Annotated in this window: 20 protein-coding genes; 16 read left to right on the top strand and 4 right to left on the bottom strand. The window is 39.9% G+C overall.

The genetic code is table 11. The features are described from left to right. Positions 1-22 precede the first annotated feature (22 nt). The gene (locus AC3ISB_RS24030) at positions 23-808 is read left to right on the top strand and encodes a PhzF family phenazine biosynthesis protein (protein ID WP_489274691.1); all 786 of its coding nucleotides are present in this window, start codon (positions 23-25) and stop codon (positions 806-808) included. Between the two features lie 62 nt (positions 809-870). Here AC3ISB_RS24030 and AC3ISB_RS24025 read toward each other — a convergent pair whose 3' ends face one another. Then, positions 871-1,455 carry a LysE family transporter gene (locus tag AC3ISB_RS24025; RefSeq protein WP_480340236.1) on the bottom strand — a complete coding sequence of 195 codons (585 nt, stop codon included), beginning with the start codon at positions 1,453-1,455 and terminating at the stop codon, positions 871-873. Between the two features lie 103 nt (positions 1,456-1,558). On the opposite strand from AC3ISB_RS24025, the gene AC3ISB_RS24020 reads away from it, so the two are divergent. From AC3ISB_RS24020 to AC3ISB_RS23990, 7 genes are all read left to right on the top strand, one after another. Further along, positions 1,559-2,113, top strand: a complete 555-nt coding sequence (locus tag AC3ISB_RS24020; protein WP_098373065.1) for a helix-turn-helix domain-containing protein — start codon at positions 1,559-1,561, stop codon at positions 2,111-2,113. A gap of 462 nt (positions 2,114-2,575) precedes the next feature. Beyond that, positions 2,576-5,386, top strand: a complete 2,811-nt coding sequence (locus AC3ISB_RS24015) for a bifunctional metallophosphatase/5'-nucleotidase (RefSeq protein WP_489274689.1) — start codon at positions 2,576-2,578, stop codon at positions 5,384-5,386. A 54-nt stretch (positions 5,387-5,440) separates the two neighbouring features. Continuing rightward, entirely contained in the window at positions 5,441-9,772 is a 4,332-nt protein-coding gene (locus AC3ISB_RS24010; RefSeq protein ID WP_489274687.1) for an endonuclease, read from the top strand. A gap of 301 nt (positions 9,773-10,073) precedes the next feature. Continuing rightward, positions 10,074-10,736 carry an L-serine ammonia-lyase, iron-sulfur-dependent subunit beta gene (sdaAB, locus tag AC3ISB_RS24005; RefSeq protein ID WP_144529073.1) on the top strand — a complete coding sequence of 221 codons (663 nt, stop codon included), beginning with the start codon at positions 10,074-10,076 and terminating at the stop codon, positions 10,734-10,736. Between the two features lie 31 nt (positions 10,737-10,767). Then, positions 10,768-11,643 carry an L-serine ammonia-lyase, iron-sulfur-dependent, subunit alpha gene (gene sdaAA, locus AC3ISB_RS24000; protein WP_141992553.1) on the top strand — a complete coding sequence of 292 codons (876 nt, stop codon included), beginning with the start codon at positions 10,768-10,770 and terminating at the stop codon, positions 11,641-11,643. 280 nt (positions 11,644-11,923) lie between these two features. Continuing rightward, entirely contained in the window at positions 11,924-12,082 is a 159-nt protein-coding gene (locus AC3ISB_RS23995; RefSeq protein ID WP_472924419.1) for a YuzK family famiily protein, read from the top strand. A gap of 157 nt (positions 12,083-12,239) precedes the next feature. After that, positions 12,240-12,767 (top strand): DinB family protein, encoded by a 528-nt coding sequence (locus tag AC3ISB_RS23990; RefSeq protein WP_480340272.1) that lies wholly within the window; start codon positions 12,240-12,242, stop codon positions 12,765-12,767. A gap of 154 nt (positions 12,768-12,921) precedes the next feature. Here the strand turns inward: AC3ISB_RS23990 and brnQ are convergent, their stop codons facing one another. Continuing rightward, positions 12,922-14,262, bottom strand: a complete 1,341-nt coding sequence (gene brnQ, locus AC3ISB_RS23985; RefSeq protein WP_430099963.1) for a branched-chain amino acid transport system II carrier protein — start codon at positions 14,260-14,262, stop codon at positions 12,922-12,924. Between the two features lie 296 nt (positions 14,263-14,558). Here brnQ and AC3ISB_RS23980 point away from each other — a divergent pair, with 296 nt between their 5' ends. From AC3ISB_RS23980 to AC3ISB_RS23945, 8 genes are all read left to right on the top strand, one after another. Next, the gene (locus AC3ISB_RS23980; protein WP_480340232.1) at positions 14,559-15,068 is read left to right on the top strand and encodes a hypothetical protein; all 510 of its coding nucleotides are present in this window, start codon (positions 14,559-14,561) and stop codon (positions 15,066-15,068) included. Positions 15,069-15,096: 28 nt separating this feature from the next. Continuing rightward, positions 15,097-15,327: a hypothetical protein gene (locus AC3ISB_RS23975; protein WP_480340231.1), complete on the top strand. Its 231-nt coding sequence runs from the start codon at positions 15,097-15,099 to the stop codon at positions 15,325-15,327. A gap of 334 nt (positions 15,328-15,661) precedes the next feature. Continuing rightward, positions 15,662-16,564, top strand: coding sequence for an alpha/beta hydrolase (locus tag AC3ISB_RS23970; protein ID WP_489274684.1), 903 nt, complete (start codon positions 15,662-15,664; stop codon positions 16,562-16,564). A 140-nt stretch (positions 16,565-16,704) separates the two neighbouring features. After that, positions 16,705-17,250 (top strand): TetR/AcrR family transcriptional regulator, encoded by a 546-nt coding sequence (locus AC3ISB_RS23965; protein ID WP_489274683.1) that lies wholly within the window; start codon positions 16,705-16,707, stop codon positions 17,248-17,250. A 363-nt stretch (positions 17,251-17,613) separates the two neighbouring features. Continuing rightward, complete coding sequence (gene speB, locus AC3ISB_RS23960) at positions 17,614-18,552, top strand: agmatinase (RefSeq protein ID WP_489274681.1); 939 nt, start codon at positions 17,614-17,616, stop codon at positions 18,550-18,552. A 42-nt stretch (positions 18,553-18,594) separates the two neighbouring features. Further along, on the top strand, positions 18,595-19,962 hold the full coding sequence (locus tag AC3ISB_RS23955; RefSeq protein WP_489274679.1) for an APC family permease: 1,368 nt from the start codon (positions 18,595-18,597) through the stop codon (positions 19,960-19,962). A gap of 43 nt (positions 19,963-20,005) precedes the next feature. After that, positions 20,006-21,649: an amidohydrolase gene (locus AC3ISB_RS23950; protein ID WP_489274678.1), complete on the top strand. Its 1,644-nt coding sequence runs from the start codon at positions 20,006-20,008 to the stop codon at positions 21,647-21,649. Between the two features lie 103 nt (positions 21,650-21,752). Continuing rightward, positions 21,753-22,331 carry a TetR/AcrR family transcriptional regulator gene (locus AC3ISB_RS23945; protein WP_098373250.1) on the top strand — a complete coding sequence of 193 codons (579 nt, stop codon included), beginning with the start codon at positions 21,753-21,755 and terminating at the stop codon, positions 22,329-22,331. Between the two features lie 330 nt (positions 22,332-22,661). On the opposite strand, the gene AC3ISB_RS23940 is transcribed toward AC3ISB_RS23945, so the two are convergent. Both AC3ISB_RS23940 and AC3ISB_RS23935 read right to left on the bottom strand, forming a co-directional pair. Then, positions 22,662-23,192, bottom strand: coding sequence for a PadR family transcriptional regulator (locus AC3ISB_RS23940; protein WP_141992561.1), 531 nt, complete (start codon positions 23,190-23,192; stop codon positions 22,662-22,664). Between the two features lie 46 nt (positions 23,193-23,238). Further along, complete coding sequence (locus AC3ISB_RS23935; protein WP_098373248.1) at positions 23,239-24,420, bottom strand: YhgE/Pip domain-containing protein; 1,182 nt, start codon at positions 24,418-24,420, stop codon at positions 23,239-23,241. Between the last annotated feature and the right edge of the window lie 349 nt (positions 24,421-24,769).

Raw genomic sequence — 24,769 nt, 5'->3', positions numbered from 1 at the left:
TCCCATTTAAGGAGGCATTTTTTTGGAATTAACCATCATTAATACGTTTACAGATCAACCTTTTAAAGGAAACCCTGCTGCTGTCTGCCTTCATACCGGGGAAAGTGACAGCGAGTGGATGCAGCGAATGGCTAAAGAGATTAATATGCCTGTCACTGCGTTCATTCACCTTCATAAAGCTGAATGGCAGCTGCGTTGGTTCACACCTTCCATTGAAATCCCGATTTGTGGACATGGGACGCTGGCAAGCTCTTTCTTTTTGTGGGGTAAAGGATACACCCCAAGGGCTCGACCGATTGTCTATCAGACGAAAAGCGGGCTTCTCACTGCAAGATTCGTGGATGGAATGGTTCAATTGGAGTTCCCGTCATTAATCGAGCAGGAGACCGCTGCCCCTGAATTACTGATAAAAGCTTTAGGTGTTGTGCCTGTGTATGTTGGACAAAACAAATGGGATTATCTAGTCGAAGTTCAATCAGAGGAAATCGTAAGGAATATAAAGCCGGATATAGATTCCATTGCCCAATTGCCGATTCGGGGAATCATTGTAACGAGTCGATCGGATAGCAGTGAATATGATTTCGTTTCACGTTTCTTTTCCCCTGCCCAAGGCCTTGACGAAGATCATGTAACGGGCTCGGCCCATTGTTGCCTGGGACCATATTGGAAAAGAAAGCTGGACAAAAGTATTTTTATAGCCTATCAGGCATCGGAAAGAGGAGGACTATTGAAGGTTGAAGTAACGGAAGACACAGTTAAACTTTCTGGCCATGCCGTGACAATATTCGAAGGAAACTTAAACATTTAATGCAGGGGGAGGGAGGCTGGGTGCAATCCTTCTTAATGAAGGATCGCGCCCGTTGCCCTTTTTCATTGTACAAGAATCGAAATGGCACTATACACCAATAACAAAGCCATGACTACATTAAACTGACTTCTATACTTTGATAATAACGTTTGAAAAACCGAACCGAACATACTCCAACAGAACGTACTCATAAAACCGACAAAAGCCAGAAATAATGAAAAGAATAGTAAGCTGAAATTTGAAGAGTGATAAGGTAGGATGAAGGTCGATATTGCCGTGATGCCATAAAGAATGCCTTTTGGATTTATGAATTGTAAAAGCATGCCCGCTATAAAACTGTTGTTCTTGTCATCATTATCGTCTTTAGCTTTATTTGAACTTGAAATGATTTTTATGGCCAGATATAGCATATAAATTGCACCTAGGATAGTCATGATAAATTCAATCTTCGGTATGAAATTTTCAAGCAAAACATTAAAATAACTACACAATAACATGATTACAAAAAAACCGGCACCTACCCCGAAACAAAATTTAATCGTATTTTTTAACCCGTACTTGTTAGCAAATAGCATTGCCATGATGTTATTTGGACCTGGAGTGAAACTTGTAACGAAAACAAATAGTAAAAAAGATAGTAAATGCATGGTTGACTCTCCTTTGTATGCTATAATGACCAAAAGTGACATTATAACGACTTCCTTTTTATTGTACAATGCCGACGTTATATTGTAAATAAGGAGCATTTTTATGGAAGAAATAAATTTTATTATTGCTAACAATTTAAAAGCCATCAGGGAAAGTAAGAAATTAAGTCTGGAAAAGGTTGCAGAATTAACTGGAGTAAGTAAAACGATGATCGGACAAATAGAAAGGGGAGGATCGAGCCCTACGATTACAACAATTTGGAAAATAGCCAATGGATTGAAGATTTCATTTTCTTCATTAATAAATAGCCCGCAGCCGGATACAAAAATCATTTTAAAAAGTGAAATTCAATCTTTAACTGAAGATAACGGCAAATATCGAGTTTATCCCCACTTCCCCTTTGAAGATGAGAAGCGCTTTGAAGTATATTCAGTCGAGATAGAAAAAGGTGGATTCTTAAGTTCCGATTCGCATAGGGAAGGAACGGAAGAGTACATAACAGTTTTTGAAGGGGAACTGACTGTACGTGTAAATAACGAAGAATATACAGTAAGGAATGGTGATTCTATCAGATTCAAGGCTGACAGACCGCATGCCTACCATAATTCAGGAGAAACAATAACTCGATTAAGCATGATCCTGTATTATCCAACTTAAAAAAAGGGAGTAATGTTGCCTCTGCTTAGAAATTAGCGACACTCCTGCCGAATAACTGGCAAGCCGAGACCTCTACAGTCTGGGAGAGATTTAAATCTCTCTCTTTTTTTTGCTTTTCGACAAATCAGGTATAAAGACCATGAGTGGTCACAAGGTAAATCAGAACTATTTTACCATTAAATCATTTTATTGATATATCATCTATCAAATAATGGGTATTTTGGGGTGATTATAATGATAATATTCTGTTAATATTCCGTGTTGTATTGTAAATTTGTTTTAAAATTGGATTATTTTGTTGTAATATAGGAGATACACGAATCTTTAGAGGAAAAAAGTAGGGTGGATTTGTGGATGGATAAGTAAATTTGTCGGGATTCATTTTTGGGAAATTGTGTAAATTCTATGGATAAGTTAGCAGAATGTTATGTCAGTATATAACTTATGGGGGGATTAACTATAATGGGGAAAAAGAAAATCGTAAAAATTGCATCAGCTACCATAATGGCTGCGACAACGATCGTAGCGGTAGCGCCGGCACCTTCTGATGCTGCCACTAGCCTGAATAGTAAAATCAAAACGGCCAAGGCCGCCATCAAAAAACCATTCGATACCTATTTTTACACTTCTAAACTCGCTTCAGTGTCCACTGTTGAAAAACAAATCAAATCTGCTAAACAAGCAAAAAAAGACATCAATTCTACCATTAAAAAATCAATGTTAAGCAAAAAAGAAAAAGATGCCAAATACAAAGAAATCGAAGCTTATGATAAGTACATCACTCGTTCAGAAGGCTATGTAAAAGGATATAAAGCGGCTGAGAAAGCAAAAGCTGCACATGGCAAATCGATTGGCGCCCTTACGAATGCCATCCTTGCCAAGAAATCAATAGATATCAGGAATCAATACGAGGCACTGGATAAAGCCGTGAAAAAGGCAGATAAAGATATTAAAGATACTGTTTACGGTGCGAAAATCGAAAAGCTCCTATACGATAAATTCACTAAATCGACCAAAATAGCTTTGAACGGTGACCTGAAAGTTCCGTACTACTATGAAAAAGCTGCATACTGGGTGAAGAAAGGTGATTTAAAGACCGCGGACAAGCGGATGCAAACGGTTTCTTCGCAGTTGAAAAAGGTCAGCAAAACATCCAAGCTCGGAAAAGCCATACATGCCTATGTTAAAGAAGTGAAAGGTAAGTATGATGATGCGGTATATGCAGAAAAGAAAAAAGAAGTGGCAAAACGGGTCAATGCCTATGTAGCTCTTGCCAATGGGGAACTTAAAACGAAAGAACAGATAAATGCAGCTAAAAAGGCGAAAGCAGCCATTAATTTAAATGGAATCAAGGAGTCGGACAGAAAGGAATTCCTGGCGAAAATGGCATTGGCGGATAAGAAAGTTGCCGCAGCCGAAGAAGCCTTGAAAAATCCAGCGAAGGCGATCACCCTTTCCTTGATGCATACGAATGATACGCATGCCCACTTGGACAATGTGGCAAAAAGGGTGACGGCTGTTAAGGAAGTGCGTAAGAGTAAGCCGCAAGCTCTTTTGGTGGATGCTGGTGACGTATTCTCGGGAACTCTTTATTTTAATGAATTCAAGGGGCAAGCGGATCTTCGCTTCATGAATTTAATGAAATATGACGTCATGACATTCGGGAATCATGAGTTTGATTTGGGATCAAGCGCCGAAGGGCATCAAGCTTTGGCTGACTTCATAAAAGGGGCAAAGTTCCCATTTGTCAGTTCGAATGTAGACTTCTCCAAAGATGATAAGTTCAAGGGGTTATTCTCGGACTTGATTTCAAGTAAGCCAGAGCAAGGGAAGATATACAATGGGATCGTAAAACAAGTGGATGGCCAAAAGGTAGGGTTCTTCGGGCTTACAACTGAAGAGACGAAAGATATTTCAAGTCCTGGAAGTATAGAATTCGAAAACTATCTTGAAGAAGCCGAAAAAGCGGTCAAGGCGTTCAAAGGCATGGGAGTCAATAAGATAGTTGCCGTATCCCATATTGGTTACGATGACAATGCGGCTTATGACAATGATTTAACATTGGCTGCTAAGGTCAAGGGCATCGACGTGATCGTGGGCGGACATAGCCATACGCAGTTAGACGCCCCCGTTGTTGTTGACAAAGATGATAAAGGGAAAACGAAAGAGCCGACTGTCATCGTTCAAGGATATCAGTATAGCGACTATTTAGGAACGATCGATGTGAATTTCGATAAGGATGGCAAGATTGTCGGACAAGCCGGTAAGCTGATTAAGCTTTCTGAAAAACAGGATGATGCCGAAGCGGCAAAAGTGCTCGAAACATACTCCTCGAAGATTAAGGAGCTGAAGGAAACGAAGACTGGTGCAACAGCTGTGAAAGCCTTGGAAACACCGCGTGATGCAGGAGATGAGACGAAGCCGAGTGTTCGTAAAAATGAAACGGAACTGGGCAATTTAATTACGGATGGAATGCTAAGTAAAGCGAAAGAATTCAATAAGGATACGGCCATAGCCTTCCAAAATGGCGGGGGCATCCGCGCTGGCATCGATCAAGGTGAGATCACTTTAGGGGAAATCCTAACCGTTTTACCGTTTGGGAATACGTTAGCGACGATGAAGCTTACGGGTGCAGAAATCAATGAAGCATTAGAGCATAGTGTAAGCCTCGCTCCTAAGGAAAATGGCGGCTTCCTGCATGTTTCCGGAATGAAATTCAGCTACGACAGTTCGAAGGAAGCAGGCAATCGTGTCACAAAGGTTGAAGTCCTTGGACAAGATGGAACCTATTCCGAATTGGATGCAACGAAGGAATATGTCGTGGCGACCAATGCTTTTACAGCCAAGGGCGGAGATGGATTCACCGTTTTCAAGAAGGCTTATGAAGAAGGAAGGGTGACGGATATCGGACTCGCTGATTGGGAGAATTTACGAGATTATGTAGGCGGGCTGAAAACTGTCGATCCAAGCATTGAAGGACGCATCAAAGATGTTGCCGGAAGCAATACAGATCCGACTGTCGTATTGGCTAAAGACTTTGGCGGAACGGCTGATGCCCCAAAAACACATGAAGGTAATGTAGTTGTAGACATCACGGATATCGCTTCATTGGAAAATGCAGTCGTTAAAGGGAATCTTACATTAACAGGAACTCCTCCGGATGACTTTACTTTTTCACAGGTTACGGTCGAGGGTAATTTGGATTTATCGGGACTTAACGGTAAGACCGTGAGCATGAGCGGTGTCACGGTGAATGGCGAAACCATTCTTTAAGCGGTATTCAAATGATTGCTGAGCCTGCGAAAAAAAGTTGGAGGGGTTGAGATCTTGAAGAAGAACGGGATAAGCAAGCTTTTCTTTGCCATACTGATTGTGCTGTCAACGGTTTTGCCAAATGCAGCCGCTGCAAAAGCGGAAGGGACAATATCGGTAATGGAAGCGATTAATAATAACAGCGGAACGGCGACGGTGAAGGGATATATCGTCGGTACAGCTAAAAGCGGTACAAGCTATCAGCAAACATCGCCTTTTACTGAAAGTACCAACATAGGTATTGCGGATAGTCCGGATGAAAAAGATGTTAAGAAAATCATGCCTGTCCAGCTTCCAGCCGGAAATATCCGAACGGCTTTGAATTTGGTCGAACATCCGGAATTACTTAAAGCTCAGGTGACGATTACAGGGAAGCTGGAAAAGTACTTTTCAGTTCCCGGCCTGAAATCCGCAACGGATTACACGATCATCACTGATGGAGGAACAACTCCTGAACAGCCTGATGTGAAGGTTCTGGACTCCATTGGCGAGGCGCGCACGAATACCCAAGATGTAGTGCAGGTCGATGGAGTGGTCACCACAGGGCTTGGTTATTGGGGAGGAAAAGGCTTTTATATCCAAGATGAAACGGCTGGGCTATATGTTTATGGTTCTTCCTGGCCTGAGGATGTAAAGCAAGGGGATAAGGTTACTTTAATCGGAAAAGTATCCGCTTATAATAAGGAATTGCAAATCCAACCAACCTCCCTTGAAGTGGTTTCTTCCGGGAATGAACTTCCTGAAATCCAAAAAATTGATGCATCTGGGGTCAATGAGGAAACACAAGGTGAGCTGGTCACCATTGAAAAAGCGACCATTACAGAATTGGCTGCATCGGGAACATACGGAACATTCGAATTCAAGGCGGAAGATACTGAAGGGAAATCTGTTATCGTTCGCCATGATAACCGGACCGGTTCGAGTTATGAAGAGTTCGTGAGGAACTTTAAAGTAGGGGATGTCATTTCCGTAACCGGGATCGGATCAAAGTTCAATGACACGTATCAGTTGAAGCCGCGTGGCATTGAAGATTATGAACTGGTGAACAAACCAGCCGTATACACGGATATTTTCCCTGGTACGGTTAGTGAAAATACAAAAGTGTCACTTGAATCTGGCTGGGAAGAAGCGAAAATCCATTATACGCTGGATGGATCCTCACCGACTTCTTCAAGTGCCTTGTACACAGAACCGATTATTTTAACGAAAGATACTGTCATCAAGGCAATCGCTGTCAACGATAAGACATCGGAAGTTTTCACTTTTGCCTATACCGTTACCAAAACCAATGAAGTGAAGATTCGTGACATTCAGGGGATGAATCATTTTTCATCATATGAAAATCAACTCGTCTCAGGTGTGGAAGGTGTCGTCACTTATGTAAAGGATGCGAATAACTTTTATATGCAAGATCCCAACCCGGATAAGGACTTAACGACTTCCGAGGGAATACTTGTGTACAACAAAGCACATGGTCTGAAAGCGGGAGATCATGTCAAAGTGGCAGGTAAAGTCGCTGAGTGGTATATCGAAGGATACGCTGAAATGAAAACGACGGATCTGCCAACAACTGAATTGACCAATACGACGATTGAAAGGCTTGGCACTGCAGCGATGCCAGAACCGATCGTCATCGGAAAAGATGTCATTCCGCCTTCCGAGAACATCGATGATGATAGATTGACAGATTTTAATCCGAGCGAAGACGGCATTGATTTCTACGAGAGTCTGGAAGGAATGCTCGTTCAAGTATATAACCCGAAAGTGGTCGCTCCTCAAGACTATGGTGAATTGGTCGTGATTCCAGGGAATATGGAAACGACGACTGCAGTTGGGGGCGTCAAAATAACGGAAACGGATTTCAATCCTGAAAGAATTACCCTGGATATAAATGATGAATCATTTGCAGCGAAAACGGGTGATTTCTTTGATGGCTCGGTCACGGGTGTCATCAGCTATGGATATAGCAATTATAGGGTAGTGACGGATAAAGCCCAGCTGCCTGCGTTAAAGGATGGCGGAACGGCCCGGGAAGTGACATCCTTAGAGAAGGATGCTGATAAGCTATCGATCGCTTCCTATAATATCGAGAATTTTTCCACTCAAACAGCTAATTCTAAAGTCGAAACGATTGCAACATCCATCATTACTAATCTTAAACAACCCGATATCATCGGCGTAACGGAAATGCAAGATAATGATGGGGCAACGGATAGCGGGACAACGGATTCTGCTCAAAGTGCCAAGAAGTTAACCGACAAAATAAAAGAGCTGGGCGGACCTCAATATCAATACATCGATATCGCTCCAGAAGATAAACTTGATGGCGGGGCACCCGGCGGTAATATCCGCGTAGGCTTTTTATATAATGTCGACCGTGTCCAATTGACTGAAGGAACGAAAGGAACGGCAACACAGTCCGTGGGCTTCAAAGATGGAAAACTTACCTTGAACCCTGGACGAATTGAGCCTACCGATCCCGCCTTCACTTCAAGCAGGAAGCCTTTAGCCGCTCAATTCGAATTTAAAGGCGAAAGCGTAGTGGTGGTGGCCAATCATTTTAATTCCAAGGGCGGTGACCAGCCTTTATTCGGCAAAAACCAGCCTCCTGTCCTTTCAAGTGAAACGCAAAGGCTTCAAATTGCCTCCATTGTCAATCGGTTTGTCAGTGATATCAAGTCACAGGATGCCAAAGCGAATGTCGTCTTGCTTGGAGACTTTAATGATTTTGAATTTTCGGCTCCGCTAAAAACATTAAAGGGCAATGTTCTAACCAATATGATCGAGAAAGTCCCTTTTGAAAAACGTTATTCTTACACATATCAAGGCAATTCACAAGTACTGGACCATATCCTTGTATCGAATAATATGGCGGAGGCGACAAAAGTCGATATTGTCCATATTAACTCATCCTTCATGGAAGCTCATGGAAGAGCTAGCGATCATGACCCTGTACTGATCTCAACCTCTTTATCTGAATCAGGCGGAGTTGAAACTCCTGCTCCTGAAAAAACGTATAATTTAACAAACGTTAAAACAAAAAGACTTACGATTGCTTCACCTAGTGTTTTGATCGATCTTGATGAAACATCCAACATCGAAGAAGGTATCTGGTTAAAAGGTTCATATGCTGTACTCAAAGGCCTTGGTCTGAAGAATGCTGCAGTGACGATAAAACCGGATAAGGAAGGTGCAATCATCGATTTTGGAGGCATGGCGGTGAAGGAAGTCATCATCGATAACGCCAATGTAAAAGAAATCAGGGGCGCTGAAAATGTTCAGAAGTGGACGGTAACAGAAGGTGTCGACACATCGAATATTAAGTTTGTCAATTCGAAAGGGGAAGCGATTGCTTCCCCTTTCGACCCTAAAGAAAATCATGCGCCAGTCGTATCGAAAAACCTGGAAAATCTTGAAGTGAAAGCCGGTTCCAAGGTCACCATCGATTTGAGTGAGCACTTCTCAGATCCAGATGGAGATGAACTTACCTTTTCATCCACTATCGGTACGGTCGCCGGCCAGACATTAACCCTTCCTGCAAATGAAGCAGGAACATACCTTGTCGCAGTCAAGGCCGAGGACCAGCAATCGGAAGCGGTTGCCCGTTTCACGTTGACCGTATCGAATGATAAGCCGCTTGAAGCTTATTACGAAACGGCGGCAGGAAAAACGGGAACGGAATTGAAATCTGTTCTGCACTCGATAATTAAGGGTCATACGATGTTATCTTATGATCAAGTGTGGAATGCCCTTAAAGAAACGGATGAAGATCCGGTGAACAAACAGAATGTCATCTTGCTTTACTCTGGAAAATCCATCTCGAAGAACGCGAATGGGGGCAATACCGGACAATGGAACCGTGAACATGTTTGGGCAAAGTCCCACGGTGATTTTGGGACAAGCAAAGGTCCCGGGACAGACCTTCATCACCTCCGTCCCGCTGATGTAACAGTGAATGGTAAACGGGGCCACCTTGATTTCGACGAGGGCGGTCAAACATATAGTGGATGTGAATGTAAGTTTGATTCAGATTCATGGGAGCCGCCAGATCATGTTAAAGGCGATATAGCAAGGATGTTATTTTACATGGCCGTCCGATATGAAGGAGACGGCGAGTTGGATCTTGAATTATCCGATACAGTCAATACGTATCCTAAGCCGCTTCATGGAAAGCTATCGACACTTTTGAAATGGAATGAACTCGATCCAGTCGACGAATTCGAGAGCCATCGCAATGATGTCATTCATGACTGGCAAAATAACCGCAATCCATTCATCGACCATCCTGAATGGGCATCCGAAATTTGGGGTGCCGCTAAATCCATCGATGAGAAAAAGGCAAGTTAAAATCGGAGATAGAAGGGAAAGCAGCCTGATGGCTGCTTTTTTCATGCTTTTCTACAAATTTAATGATTAAAAGGTTAATTATCTTAATATACCGAAAAATCAAATATTGATTTCACGTTAAATGATAAATATTTTGGTAGGTATGTTATGTAATATATGTTAATATGGGATATGCAATGAAAGGGTTTTCATTGCAGGAATGATAAAAATATTTTAATATAGTAATTATGCCGCTTTTTGATCTTCATTCACCCTAAAAAGACGGTTAAAAAATATATTGCCAGAAATGGGGCATTACACGATGAAATACAGATCTGCATTCGATATAATCGGTCCCGTCATGATTGGACCTTCAAGCTCACATACAGCAGGAGCTGCCAGAATTGGCAGAGTAGCACGGACATTATTCGGAAAGCAACCGAAGAAAGCCATTATTTCTTTATATGGCTCTTTTGCAAAAACATACAGGGGACACGGTACGGATGTCGCTGTCGTAGGCGGGATATTGGATTTCGATACAGATGATGAACGAATCCCTGCCTCTTTAACGATAGCGGAAGAAGCTGGCATGGAAGTTACCTTTACAATCGAGGATACGGTGATGGATCACCCTAATACAGTCAAGATCAGGCTGTTCGACGAAGATAAAGAATTGGAACTAGTCGGGATCTCGATTGGCGGCGGAACGATAGAAATAACGGAATTGAATACGTTCAAGCTTAAATTGTCGGGTGAAAACCCAGCCATTTTAGTCGTGCATAACGATGTATTTGGAATCATATCTTCCGTTTCGACAGTATTGGCGAATCATGAAATTAACATTGGGCATATGGAAGTTTCACGGAAAGAAAAAGGTCAAATGGCCCTCATGGTGATTGAAGTCGATCAGAAAATCAAGAGCGATGTCATGAAGGAAATTGAAGGATTGGAAAACGTGTCGCAAGTCATAAGGATGGTTGAATGATAAGTGCTGGCATAGATATGGAGGTAAAAACATGTTCCGAAATGTAGCAGAGTTGGTTGAACTTGCTGAAAGTAAAAATGTAAAAATCGCGGAAATCATGATTTTACAAGAAATGGAGTTCTCGAGCCTGTCGAGAGAACAGATCATTGAAAAGATGGACAGGAATTTGACAGTGATGGAACAAGCGGTGGAAAGAGGCCTGAAAGGTGTGCAATCCGTTACAGGTCTAACGGGCGGGGATGCCGTTCTTTTGCAAAATTATATCAAGTCGGGCAAGGCGCTCGCAGGCAATTTATTATTGGATGCCGTCAGTAAAGCGGTTGCGACGAACGAAGTGAATGCAGCAATGGGAATGATTTGTGCCACTCCGACTGCCGGTTCGGCAGGCGTTGTTCCCGGGACATTATTTGCCGTGAAAGAAAAATTAAACCCGACCCGAGCAGAGATGATCGAATTTCTTTTCACTTCCGCTGCCTTCGGTTTCGTGGTCGCAAACAACGCTTCCATTTCTGGAGCGGCTGGTGGCTGCCAAGCAGAAGTGGGCTCGGCAAGTGGAATGGCCGCGGCTGCGATAGTAGAACTGGCCGGCGGTACACCGAGCCAAGCCGCAGAAGCGATGGCGATCACATTGAAAAATATGCTTGGACTGGTTTGTGATCCAGTGGCTGGATTGGTTGAAGTTCCTTGCGTGAAACGTAACGCAATGGGTGCATCCAATGCGATAACGGCAGCTGATATGGCACTTGCAGGCATTACGAGCCGCATTCCATGTGACGAAGTTATCGATGCCATGTATAAAATAGGATTGACCATGCCGGTTGCACTTCGAGAAACGGCAGAGGGCGGCCTGGCTGCGACTCCTACTGGGCGTAGATTGGCAAAGGAAATTTTCGGTTCATATAAATAAACATTCAGTCCCATTAACAACAGGTTTGTTAATGGGACTTTTAATTTGTCTTCAACGTGGTCATTTTGTAAATGAAAAAAGGAAATTAGAGGAAGATGGAGGGATTTGGCGTTTATGTACACGGAGATAGAAACAGCAGTTGAAAAGTCTGAATTATCAGTGAATATGGAGCCATAGCAACTTTGTGAGTTATCACTAACAATGATAAGATGAGTACGAAATTTACTATGGGAAGGATTGATTCTTCATTAATTTTCTCGAATTAACGTACACGTCGGCAATGGAAAAAGCGATGTTTCAGGCTCATGGAATCAGCTATGCACAATATGCTCAAAAACTGGAGCAACGCATGATGGTTGAACAAGAACGGGAACAGGATTATCTACAAAGCAGGCGTATAACAGAGGAGATGAGAGCCAATCTCTTTTTGGGGAGTTAATTTCGATCTACGATATCGATGACATAAACGAAACAATCAGGCACAAGCGAAAGGGCAATCTAAAAGATTGCTCTTTTTGTCCTGCTCTAAAAGGTAATTTCCATTTAAAAGAAGGAAACAACACTTTTAAATAGAATGTACGTTCATGAAGAGGAGGATGATCTTGGTGGAGAGAAGAGCATTACTGGTATCTGCATTACCGGGATATGAAGAGGAAATTGGGCGGTGGTTATGGTGTTTAGAAGAGGTTCGCCGTACGCTTATAGCGGAATTGACTGGAATCAGCCAAAATTTACTCGATTCGAAAATCGATGAAAGGCAAACGATTGGCTCGCTGTTATATCACATAGCGTTGATAGAGGCAGATTGGTTATACGAGGAGGTCCTTGTTACGGAATGGGATTCGGAAATACGCGCATTGTTTCCATTTGGATGCCGTGCTGAAGATGGCTCCCTAAGCCAAATTGAAGGACAAACATTGGAAGAACATTTCTACCGCCTCAATAAGGTACGTGAAGTATTTCTTTCAAACTTTCGCACAATGAATCTAACGGATTGGCGTAAACCGAGGGTGCTTGAACAATATGACGTCACACCTGAATGGGTCGTTTACCATCTGATTGAACATGAAGCACACCATAGGGGGCAGATTTTTCAATTGCTGAAGAAATTACGGAATGAATGAATCCTGCAGAATAACTGGCTTGCGAAGATGATGCTTGGCAGACAGTCGGCGGAATGGGAGCGGGTTTCGTTTTTTAAAGAAAAAAACTGTAGGCAAACTCGCTTTTCTTCGAATTTGCCTACAGTCAAATATTCCTGGACTGATTTTATATCGTTTAATCTATTTGGTGATTATGACCGAATTTCGAACGTAAGACGCTGCTGGCATACCCAATGAATCCTCCGACAATGGCTGGGATGATCCATCCTAGTCCTGCCTCATACATAGGAAGGATTGCGGTGAAGAAATCATTGATGAATGAAATGTGTACACCTGCTCCATTTAATCCATCGAATAAACTGACGATGAATGTCAAAAGTAAGCTGCCTTGATAAACTTCAGGTCTTCCTTTAAAGAAAGAATGAAGAAATGTCAAGAAGATCAAAACAATCGCTAATGGATAAATGGCTGTCATCACCGGTACAGAAATGGCAATTAACTGGGTTAGTCCAATATTGGCTATTATTGCACTAAATATGGATAAACTTATGGCAATTGTTTTGTAAGGCAGATTTGGAAATAGCTTATGGAAGTATGTCGAGCAAGATGTAATGAGTCCCACGCTTGTCGTTATGCAAGCCACTGTGATCATTAATCCTAATAATAGCCCGCCATATGCTCCAAAGTAATAATCCGAGACTTTTGCCAAGACAATGCCTCCATTATCCAAGCGTCCAAGTTCTCCAACGCTTGAAGCACCCATATAAGAGAGAGCTGTATAAATGGTAGCAAGGATAACGGCCGCAATCGCAGTCGCTTTTCCACAAACAATCATTATTTGTTTTTTTGTTTTAGCACCTTTTTCTTTAATGGCATTAATGATGATGATGCCAAAAACAAAAGATGCAAGAGTATCCATCGTCAGATAACCTTCTCTAAACCCATTGAAAAATGGTTGAACCATATAGTGCTCGGCAGGTGCTTGAAAATCTCCAATTGGATTGACGAAAGCCACTACCACAAGGATTCCTATGAATGTCAACTTGATGGGTGTCAAAACTTTCCCCACAATTTCGACAATTTTCGCAGGATTGAGCGAAAGAAGGCACGAAACCGTAAAAAAGATGATAGTGAAAATAAGTAAAGGCAGTGGACCTGAATCTTCAGGTAAAAAAGGTTTTACACCGATCTCAAAAGAAACGTTTCCTGTTCTAGGCATTGCGAATAATGGACCAATGGCTAAATAAAGAACAGTTGTGAATACAATACCAAAGACTGGATGGACGCGGCTCGCTAATGATTGTAAGTCATCTTTTCCAGAAAAACCGAGTGCCAGCACACCGAGTAACGGTAATCCTACTCCTGTGACCAAAAACCCTGCATTAGCCGTCCAGATATTCGTACCTGCTGATTGACCAAGCATTGGCGGGAAAATTAAATTCCCTGCCCCGAAGAAAAGGGCAAATAACATGAACCCAATCACAACTATAAATGATGATGGTACCTTATTAGACAAAATAAACCCTCCGAAAAAAACCAAAATTTGCTATTTTAGAAAATTATTAAATTTTCTAAAAATTATACACAGACTAATTTCAAGACCGTATCGTATTATATCTAAATTAAATTGATATTTCAATATATTTTTTGTTTTTTATTATTTCCCCTGATGATCAGTGGTCCGCCTTTACCTTATTTTGAACATTTATAGGCTGCTCATACTAATGAAATTCATTTTTTAACAAATGAAATGTAAAAGGAAATGAGGGTGCTGACATTAAAAAATTTCTTAGCTTTTTGTTGTTAATCGCAGTGTTTTCAGTTGCAGGTGCATGTAACAAGGAAGTGGTCAAAGAAAACGGTGAAATGACAGAGAGGAGCCCTGTTAAAGAGGGTAATGCGGTCAAATTGGAAGAGGCAGAAAAGTTATTTAAAGGCTATTATACTGTACGATATACCATTAAAGATCCAGCGAATCCTCCTGCCTTTAATGAAATTGCAGAAAGAATTAAAGGATATTTATCAGAAGATGAATATAATGCCCAAATTCTTAACCGTTTTTATTCTATGCCAGCACTGGTAGCCAAAGAAATCAAGAAAAGCATCGAAGTGCAAAGTGTGAAGCTTGAAGAACAAAGTATTAATGAAGATGGTACAGTAGATTACACATACACAACGGTATTTAAGGTTTATGACGAGAATTCATCCAAGATTTATAAGAAAGAAGGAGAACTCACGATAACCATCATTGATAATGAATTAAAAGTCACCCGTGATTGGAGCAGAGGGATAAAGATTGACGGTTTAGACGGCGGACTTTAGAGAGGGAAAATTAAGGGGGTGTTTTATAATGGGATCAGCTTTTGAAAAAATAGTGGGATTGTTCTTTGAAAAACGGAAACAAAGTAAAAAAGATGTTTTCTTACTAATTTTCTTATTCGGGCTTTCTATAATAAGTATGGTTGAGTTTTTCACGGATATGGACTTATTTTGGTTATCTGACATTGTATTAATTGCAATCATTATTCTTTCTGCATTCATATATTTTGAAGGAAAAAGAAACAGGGAAAATGATATATAAAATTCCAGATCTCGTGGAGTAAGGGGGCAGAAATGCTATTGAAAGCCCGGTAGCTAGGGATACCTATAGAAGAAATTAGAGAATTCTTGAATCAATCGCAATCACTGTGACCTGAATAAGGTCTTTTTTTTATTTCATTTTATAACGTCAGAATAAGTGGAAGAAGGCATATTACACAATTTCACTCGAATTGTGCACTAACGCACGAATCGTAGTCAATTGGTCATTGAAGATATCCTGTTCCTGTTTATAATGTTACACAGATGCTCCTTATTGCACATGCATGCAGTTTGTTTTTGGGGCATCGAATTCATTACAAAAAAGGGGAAAAAACATGAAAAAATCAGTAACGTTTAAAAATGGTCATTTAAAGATGTCAGGGAACCTTTATTTACCTGAGAGATTTGACGAAAGCAAAAAATATTCTGGAATTGTTGTTGTACATCCTGGTGGTGGAGTAAAAGAACAGACTGCAGGGTTATATGCACAAAAGCTTTCTGACAATGGTTTTGTTGCGTTAGCATATGACGCATCTCATCAGGGAGAGAGCGAAGGAGAACCACGTTTGCTTGAAGATCCGAATGCCAGAGTAGAAGATGTGCGTTGTGCAGTGGATTATTTGATAACTCTTCCGTATATTGATCAAGAAAAGATTGGAGCACTTGGTATTTGTGCGGGTGGCGGTTATGCCGTAGCTGCAGCTCAAACTGAACGCCGCATCAAAGCTGTAGCGACTGTGAGTGCGGTGGACATCGGTGCTATGTTCCGAGGAGAAGGTAGCATTGAAACACAATTGCAAACACTTGAGGCGGTTGCTAAGCAGCGTACTGCAGAAGCAAATGGAACAGAAGCGCATTTCCTTACTTATGCACCTGATACGCTTGAAGAAATTGATGAAAATACACCTGTACTAATGCGTGAAGCTTTTGACTACTATAGAACGCCTAGAGCACAGCACCCTAATTCTCCAAATCGATTCCTATTTACAAGCATTGACAAACTCATGGCATTCTCGGCATCAAGCCAAATTAGCACAAACCTGACTCAACCTATGTTATTGATTGTAGGAACCGAGGCCGACACACGCGGTTACAGCGAACAATTCCATGAATTGTCGAATGGACCAAAGGAATTGTTCCGGGTTGAGGGTGCAACGCATATTGCTATGTATGATATCCCAGAATATGTAGATCAAGCTGTAACTAAGTTAACAGAGTACTTTGGCAAGAATCTTTAATAAGAAAGTAGCATCCAACATGTTTTAAAAAAAACGGAAGCTTGGTATCATTAAGAATAAAGCCGTTTTCCCAGTACTTTCAGGAAAACGGCTGTACCTTATAGCACAAGGTTTTTCAAGAAAGTTTGGTGACTCTCACAATGTCTATCGTGGATAGAAGAATACTCAAATCTCAGGAAGCAATAAAAAAAGCTTTTATTGAACTGATGTCTGAAAAGAATTTTGATCAGATTACGATACAGGATATTGCCGACAAAGCGAATGTTGGCCGAAGAACTATTTACTCTCATTACCTGGATAAATATGATCTGCTCGATAAGCTCATTGAAGAGCATATTAACGAGCTAAGAAAACTTTGTGAATCCTCATCTGAATTGAGTTTTACAGATGCTCTTCTCATTTGGTTCGAATACTTTGAAAGTCATTATTCCTTCTTTTCAACCATGTTGGCAGACAAAGGGGCACCTTTTTTTCGCAGTCGCTTTCTTGAGCTTGTCATCGAAGAAGTACAGAATGAAGTAGATGTAAACAAAGGGAAAAATCAAGGATTAAGTAAAGATGTTATCATTCAATTTTTTGGAGTAGCTATTGTAGGGATAGTAGAATCTTATTTCACGAATGGAATACCTGATCCGCCTCAAGTCTTGGCAGAACAAGTGGGAATTTTGTTAGAGAGGAATTTATAATATTAGGCGTGCCTGCAGAACCGGGACGCCTTTTTTCTCTTAAACTAATGGGTGCTTTATTTCAATAAGGGAGCTGCTTTGGCAGCTCTTTTTCTTATGGAGCCATAGGGACAGCTTAGTTTAAGGGTGATGTCTAAAGGGGGCAGGTTTGGTGGATTTGATAGACAATAAAAAATAGTTTGACTTTTTTTACAACTATGTTTATATTTGGTTTAATACTAACTACCGTTAGTTAATATGGTGCAAAAAGTAGGTGTTAGAAATAAAAAGTAAACTAATGAACTAAAGGTTGTAAGCGATTACACTCTGCGTTTGTAAAATTTGTATGAAATGATTTTTATTTAAAACCAGGAGATGATACTTATGAAATATCCACTTACACCAGATGTAAAGCCAGAGTTTTGTACAACAGGAACTTTTATGCGTTTAGCTTCCCAAAAGCATGATGCAAAGCTGGCAATTGTAGGTATGCCTTTTGATACAGCAGCTTCTTTTCGGGTGGGAGCCAGGTTTGCTCCTCAAGCCATTCGCCAAGCATCCATGACCCTGTTTCCTTATCATCCTGTTCATGAGGTATATCCTTTTGAACAAATGAATGCAATTGATATTGGTGATATCCCTGTTATTCCTCATAATATTCATCGGAGTTATGATTTAATGAAGGAATCCATGTATGAATTGATGTCTAAAGGAGTCATACCTATTGGATTAGGGGGAGATCATTCTGTCACTTTAGCTAGTTTACGCGCGGCGGCAAAGGTATATGGCCCTGTAGCCATGATTCATTTTGATTCCCATACAGATACTTGGGATACATATTACGAGGAAAAATATTGGCATGGATCTCCTTTTATTCGTGCACACGAAGAAGGTTTGCTGCAGACGGATAAAGTATTTCAAATAGGAATCCGAGGCACGTTAAACCACTCTGGAGATTTACAGGCAAGCCTTGATTTAGGTTATCGTTTGATTACAACTGGTGAACTTTCCAATCGAGGATTTGAAGATGTTTTGAAAGAAATCAGAAAAACTATTGGCAACACACCTTGTTTCTTAACATTTGATATAGATTTCGTCGATCCTTCTTTTGCTCCAGGAACAGGTACGCCTGAAGCAGGTGGTTTTAGCAGCTTTGAAACACTAAAAATGATACGTTCCCTAACTGAATTTAACTTTATAGGATATGATATGGTTGAAGTGCTGCCTTCATATGATCCAAGTCAAATCACTTCACTTTTAGCAGCAACACTTGTACATGAATTTGCCAGCCTCGCTGCATTAAGTGCGAAAGAAGATAATTGATAATTCACTTCAACTATTTAATAAAGGAGGTAGCTCTTTGCGATGAAAGGATTACCCGAGCTTAAGCGTTCACTTAATACAAGATATGTAATTGTATTTGGACTTTCCTTTATGGCGCCTGTGACAGTCTTTAGCACATATGGTATCGCTATTGATCGTACCCATGGAATGGTTCCGACGGCATACATAATTGCTTTAATCGTTATGCTATTCACTTCATACAGTTACGCAAAAATGGTTCAGGTATTTCCCACTACCGGTTCAGCTTATACCTTTGTGCAGAAAGGAATTAATTCACACCTTGGTTTTCTGGTAGGATGGGTCATTTTATTGGATTATCTTTTCAGTCCTATGATCAGTGCTTTACTTTTTGGGATTATGGTGAATGCTTACTTCCCTGGTGTTCCTATCATTGCAGTTATTATTTCATTTATTATTGCTGTGACAACCATTAATATTTTTGGTATTAAGGTTGCTGCAAATGTGAATACCTTTTTGGTAATATTTCAATTTCTTTTTATCATTATTTTCAGCCTTCTTTGCATAAATGGACTTTTAGCAGGAAAAGGTACCGGGGAGTTGTTTTCTAAGGATCCTTTTTTTAGTCCTGACGTGAATTTTAATCATCTACTCTCAATTGTACCGCTATTATGTTTTAGTTTTCTTGGGTTTGATGCGGTTACAACATTAGCTGAAGAAACCAAAAATCCCAAAAAAACACTTCCTAAGGCCATTTATGCTACGACATTAATTGGAGGGTTATTATTTGTTGCATCTACCTATTTTGCACAATCGATTTTCCCGAATTTTAATGCTTTTAAGAACCCTGATACAGCTATAGTGGATATCATGATTTATACCGGAGGTAATTTACTGAATAGTTTGTTTATTTCTGTGGTAGTGACATCTGCTACTGCTTCTGCTATTGCCTCAGGAGGAAGCGGAGCAAGGATTTTATATGCAATGGGGAGAGATAGGGTTCTGCCTAAGAGGATTTTCGGGTATGTTTCCCCAAAATATCAAACGCCCATATTCAATACCTTGATCATTGCTTGTGTAGCCATGAGTGCTGTTTTTTTGGATATAGCAACAGCTACTTCTTTCATTAACTTTGGAGCCCTGTTTGCTTTTACATTTGTTAATCTTTCTGTGCTCATCCATTATTTTGTGAGACAGGAGCAGAGATCTCCTAAAAGCATCATTTTATATTTACTTCTTCCCTTAATAGGCACCGGTATAACCATATTGTTTATGACAAAGTTAGATATCCATTCTTTAGTATTAGGGATTACTTGGATGTCAGTAGGGTTCATTTACTTATTGTACTTAACAAAAATGTTTAAGGAACGTCCACCTGAACTGAATTTTGAAGAGCAAAAAGAAGAATTCGATGTAAAGCTAGTGCAATGATCCATTACTGTTTTATTATTTTGAATGAAAAGAGGTAACTACTATGGCTATTAAAAAAGCAGATATTGTTCTTTCTAGTGATGCTATTTTCACGGGGCTTACACATGAGCCAACGTCTGGTGCAATTGCTATCTTAGGTGACAAAATCATGAGTGTAGGATCAAAAGCGGAGATTGAACCTTTCATAGGAAGTACGACAAAAGTATTTAACTATGGAAATCAATTAATTATGCCTGGATTTCATGATTTTCATCTGCACATTATGTTTAGTGCACTAAGTTTAAATAGCATTAATTTATTTGATGCCAGGTCAGCCCAAGATGCAGCTGCAAAAGTACTGGAATTTTCTAAAGGTTGTTCTGAGGATGAATGGATTATAGGTATGCAATGGGACGCAGGTTATTGGCATGATAAACAAGAGCCCCATTATAAAATACTCGACGCTGTTATTCCAGATCGTCCTGTCGTTCTTTTTCATGCTGAAGGTCATTATACATGGGTAAACAGTAAAGCCATGGATTTAGCAGGAGTTACTGAGGATATACGTGATCCGGATTTTGGTCGGTATGAAAGAGATAAAGATGGTTTACTTACGGGAATTTTCTATGAAGATGCTCAACAAATCGTTTTAAAAGAGGCATTACGGTTAACACAAAATAAAAAAGAAACGATTTTAAAAAAGTTTTTACAATTGTTATCCCAATATGGAATAACTTCTGTAAACGATTTGTATGCACCGATAGATGACTTCATTCAAGACTATGACCTCTATGAAAAATTGGATAAGCAAGGAGAATTAACGACTAGATTTCATATCACTCCTGAATTGGATGGCAATTTGGAGAAAGCTCAGATACTGAGAAATAAATATGAATCAAAGAAACTTCAATTCTCAGGATTAAAGCAGTTTGTTGATGGAACAGTCACGGGTCATACAGCTTACTTCCTCAAACCTTACTCCGATCAATTGGATATCTGTGGTCATCCAGCTCTAGATCCAGAAGTATTGATTGATCGAGTTGTTAAAGCAGATGAACTTGGATTCAGAATCAGGTTTCACGCTATTGGAGATGGGGCAATTCGTTTAGCTTTAGACGCTTTTGAAGAAGCTGTACGTAAAAATGGAAAAAGGGACTCAAGGCATACAATTGAACATATTGAAGTAATCGATCCGGATGACATTGAACGTTTTTCAAAACTAGGAGTCATTGCCTCCATGCAACCTGATCACATGGCTGCTTCATCAAGAGAGGTATATTCTTCAATTATAGGTCCTGAAAGGGAAAAAAATGTTTTCCTGACGAAGTCGCTATTAAATTCAGGTGCATCCTTAGCTTTAGGAACAGATTTTCCGGTTTCTATCTCATTAAATCCAATGCGCCAAATATATACGGCAATTACAAGAGTTGATAGTAGTGGAGATCCAAAAAGCACATGGCATCGTGAACAAAAGCTTACTTTGGCAGAGGCATTGCAAGCATATACATATGGCTCAGCCTATGGATGTTTTAGAGAGCACGAGCTAGGTACAATAGAAGCGGGAAAACTTGCTGATCTTGTGGTTTTAGATAGAAATATTTTTGATATTCCTGAAAATGAAGTGCTCAAAACGAAAGTGGAACTTACAATAAACGATGGGAAAGTTGTGTATAAAAGCGAAGAATCCTCTTTATCCAGCATATTCTAATTCTCTTATCTTTTAGAGAAACAGAGGTATCAAATATTTAGTTTAAAAAAGGAAATGAGTTTATAATGATATTAACTAACGTTAGATAGTTTGGGGGCTCATTATGACAAAAAATGAAATTAAAAACATTTCCTTAACTCTTTTTACTAAGTACGGATACGAGGGAACCGCTTTATCGGAAATTGCCAAGAGGGTAGGTATACAAAAACCCTCAATCTATAACCATTTCAAGAGTAAGGATGACCTTTTCTTGTGTCTTTTTGAAGAAATTCTCGAAGAGCATATACATCAGGTCGAACAATTTGTCGAAGAAATAAATACACTCTCTTCTGAAGAAAAGTTAAAGCACATCCTTCTTGATACTTGTAACTATTATAAAAACCATGAAGATAAAGCAACTTTTTTAAAGAGAGCGATGATCTTTCCGCCGGAACATTTGAAGCACATATTAAATGATAAATTCCTTAGATCTGAAAAATCATTTTCTTCTCTCTTACATGATATCTTTTTAGAGGGAATTGACAAAAAAGAAATACGCCAAGTGAAAATCGAGAACTTAATCATGTCCTATCTCTGTTTGATTGATGGGGTATTCATGGAATTTTCTTATTATGGAAAAGAGAACATGGAACCAAGAATTCAGAATATATGGGAAAATTTTTGGTATGGACTGAGCGGATGATACGTTAATACAGCTCATACTCTAAGAACTATCAAATTGGCATACTTTACTTGCTCATTCCGATTAAGTATGTAAGGGTTTATACAATGATTGTCGTTGATTTCCACTCCAGGCACTCGCTTTCCGCGGGCTCCCCTGGACACGCATTTCCCGCAGGAGTCTCGTACCTTACAATCCAATCAACTTTGTTTTAAAATTCAGATGAAACTCCCTTTGTCTACAAACTGGAAAAAATGAATAATAAAAGCTATGTGTTTTCACATAGCTTTTATTATTGGTTATGTGATTGGGCCAATTTCGCTGCCTTCGTTGTAGTGCCGCCAAGTAAACTTACAATTCCTTTGACTTGATCCTTTTGATTAACTCTTCAAACCAATATATTGTGTGATCTGTTCTGGTCGAAAAATAACCAGCCAAAAATTCACGAATATTCTCGTTGCCTTTAGGTTCTGGCTCGAAATTCCCAAGCTGCTCCCAAATAGCCTTGATGGACTTTACTTTTTTTTCTAATATATCTACTACTTTGTCCCGATCTACATATTTGATGTTGGCTAAACAAACAATCATATCCTTGATTTCATCCGCACTTTCAAATAATTTATAGATCTTTTTGGGGAGTTCTTCGCGACCCTTATCCGTAATCGCAAATACTTGTTTATCAGGCCGATGTTCTTCTTTTATCACTTCAACTGGTTCGACTAAACCTTGTTTTACCAATGATTCGAAATGGTAGTACAGTTTACTTTCAGTTAACCCGCCTAGGCGATCCAATGGAATGGGTTCTGAAAGCTGTTTTTTTAATTTATAAGGATAGTTTTTATCCTCCATCAGCTTGCTCAATATAAAAATTTGGATGGACATTTTCTACGCTCCTTTAAGAAGTATTATCTCCTTATTGTAGCAAAACTTAAGCTGTGATTTCAGCCGCTTTCTTTTCAACTTCTGTTTCAGAAACCTGTCCTGGCATCGGTTTTTGTATAAACGCGACAATAGCCATGTTAATTACCATCGCAACGGCGCCAACCGCAGCCATTGACCAAATATACGGACTTGGACTGATGCTTCCATATAGGTTTGCAAAGTACGCTTGCACCGAGTAATACATCGGGGAAATGTGGCTCATCCATTCATATGGTAAATGCATCATATCACGTGAGATGGTGGCACCATTTGCGATTGTTTGCATTAATAAGATCGGTAAGTTTAAAATCATGCCGCCTTCACCCAATAAGAAGATTAAAATCGCGGTGAAATTAAAACATACCATATAGTTTAGTATTTGTTGACCCACTATACCGAAGAATAGGTCACCGCTTGGCTTGTCAATTAAATATGCTACACCTACAGCAATGAGTGATGAAACCACAGCAATCAATAACGCAGTTAATTGCACATAAATGAATAAACGTGTTTTACTAGCTTTTCCACGGCTGGCTCTAAATGCACCCACTATTTGCATCGCCCCGATCATCGCCCCGACATAACCGGCCATTGTCAAGAACATAGGCAGCATATTGTTATTCATGCCATCTGGTATTTCATTGATTGTAACCACATTTCCTACATAGGATTTCTCAATCTTTTCCGCTAATTCAGCGGCTTGCTTTTCAGGTACATTAAAGTTCATCAATACGCCCTTGGCAGTTTGTTGTGAGAATTGTGTGCTTAACTGATTGTTAATTTCAGTTACGACAGAATTCATGGTAGAAGAAACGGCTGTTGCCCCTGCCTCATTGATTGTAAAGTCAATGCTTGATGACGCTTCACCTTTTTGCATATTCGCAGAGAAGGTTTTCGGGATGTGTACGACTAATGCTAAGTCATTTTTCTCTAAATCTTTTAAGGCTTGTTTATTGGTTATATCCGTCTCTATTTCTTTAAAGGGTAAATTTTCTTTTAACTGATCGGCAATCATCGCACCATTTTCCCCGGCATCATCATTGATGATGGCGATAGGTAATTTATCGACATTTCCTGGAATGGCTGTATACCCAGGCAAAAAGATGCCTAGCATGGCAATTGCATAGAATATCCCCATAAAGATTGCCGCAGATGCACCTCTTGTTTTTAAGAATGCAGTAAATTTCATATGTTGAATCCACCCTTTTGATTTAATTTCAGTGTTTTACTCAATTTAAAGTACTCTAATTAAAGTAGTTTAAATGGAGTACTTTGTATTTTATTTTATTTTTTTCAAAAAGTCAATTCGAAAATTTTATGTTTTTTTATGTATATGAAAAAACTCCCAACAAAGCAGAACGTTTAAATCTTCTACTTTGTTGGGAGTAACTATTACATTCTTTGAGGAAGTTACAATAAAGTTTGCTTCAAACTGCCCCGTTAGTAACATTTTTATTCTATTGAATTTTCAAAGATTTTATTGTTCGTGAAGAAGAACTGTACTTAGTTTGGCAGATTAGCATTCCAAAAGGTTCAAA

Source organism: Peribacillus sp. GL_122 (genome assembly GCF_057835005.1).
Note: the sequence above shows the minus strand (reverse complement) of the source record. Positions and strands in the feature narration are given on the sequence as shown.

What these genes read in the sequence shown, in the direction of transcription:
- AC3ISB_RS24025 (WP_480340236.1), bottom strand. Translation starts at nt 1,455, where the DNA reads ATGCATTTACTATCTTTTTTACTATTTGTTTTCGTTACAAGTTTCACT.
- AC3ISB_RS24020 (WP_098373065.1), top strand. Translation starts at nt 1,559, where the DNA reads ATGGAAGAAATAAATTTTATTATTGCTAACAATTTAAAAGCCATCAGG.
- AC3ISB_RS24015 (WP_489274689.1), top strand. Translation starts at nt 2,576, where the DNA reads ATGGGGAAAAAGAAAATCGTAAAAATTGCATCAGCTACCATAATGGCT.
- sdaAB (WP_144529073.1), top strand. Translation starts at nt 10,074, where the DNA reads ATGAAATACAGATCTGCATTCGATATAATCGGTCCCGTCATGATTGGA.
- sdaAA (WP_141992553.1), top strand. Translation starts at nt 10,768, where the DNA reads ATGTTCCGAAATGTAGCAGAGTTGGTTGAACTTGCTGAAAGTAAAAAT.
- AC3ISB_RS23995 (WP_472924419.1), top strand. Translation starts at nt 11,924, where the DNA reads ATGGAAAAAGCGATGTTTCAGGCTCATGGAATCAGCTATGCACAATAT.
- AC3ISB_RS23990 (WP_480340272.1), top strand. Translation starts at nt 12,240, where the DNA reads ATGATCTTGGTGGAGAGAAGAGCATTACTGGTATCTGCATTACCGGGA.
- AC3ISB_RS23975 (WP_480340231.1), top strand. Translation starts at nt 15,097, where the DNA reads ATGGGATCAGCTTTTGAAAAAATAGTGGGATTGTTCTTTGAAAAACGG.
- AC3ISB_RS23970 (WP_489274684.1), top strand. Translation starts at nt 15,662, where the DNA reads ATGAAAAAATCAGTAACGTTTAAAAATGGTCATTTAAAGATGTCAGGG.
- AC3ISB_RS23965 (WP_489274683.1), top strand. Translation starts at nt 16,705, where the DNA reads ATGTCTATCGTGGATAGAAGAATACTCAAATCTCAGGAAGCAATAAAA.
- speB (WP_489274681.1), top strand. Translation starts at nt 17,614, where the DNA reads ATGAAATATCCACTTACACCAGATGTAAAGCCAGAGTTTTGTACAACA.
- AC3ISB_RS23955 (WP_489274679.1), top strand. Translation starts at nt 18,595, where the DNA reads ATGAAAGGATTACCCGAGCTTAAGCGTTCACTTAATACAAGATATGTA.
- AC3ISB_RS23950 (WP_489274678.1), top strand. Translation starts at nt 20,006, where the DNA reads ATGGCTATTAAAAAAGCAGATATTGTTCTTTCTAGTGATGCTATTTTC.
- AC3ISB_RS23945 (WP_098373250.1), top strand. Translation starts at nt 21,753, where the DNA reads ATGACAAAAAATGAAATTAAAAACATTTCCTTAACTCTTTTTACTAAG.
- AC3ISB_RS23940 (WP_141992561.1), bottom strand. Translation starts at nt 23,192, where the DNA reads ATGTCCATCCAAATTTTTATATTGAGCAAGCTGATGGAGGATAAAAAC.
- AC3ISB_RS23935 (WP_098373248.1), bottom strand. Translation starts at nt 24,420, where the DNA reads ATGAAATTTACTGCATTCTTAAAAACAAGAGGTGCATCTGCGGCAATC.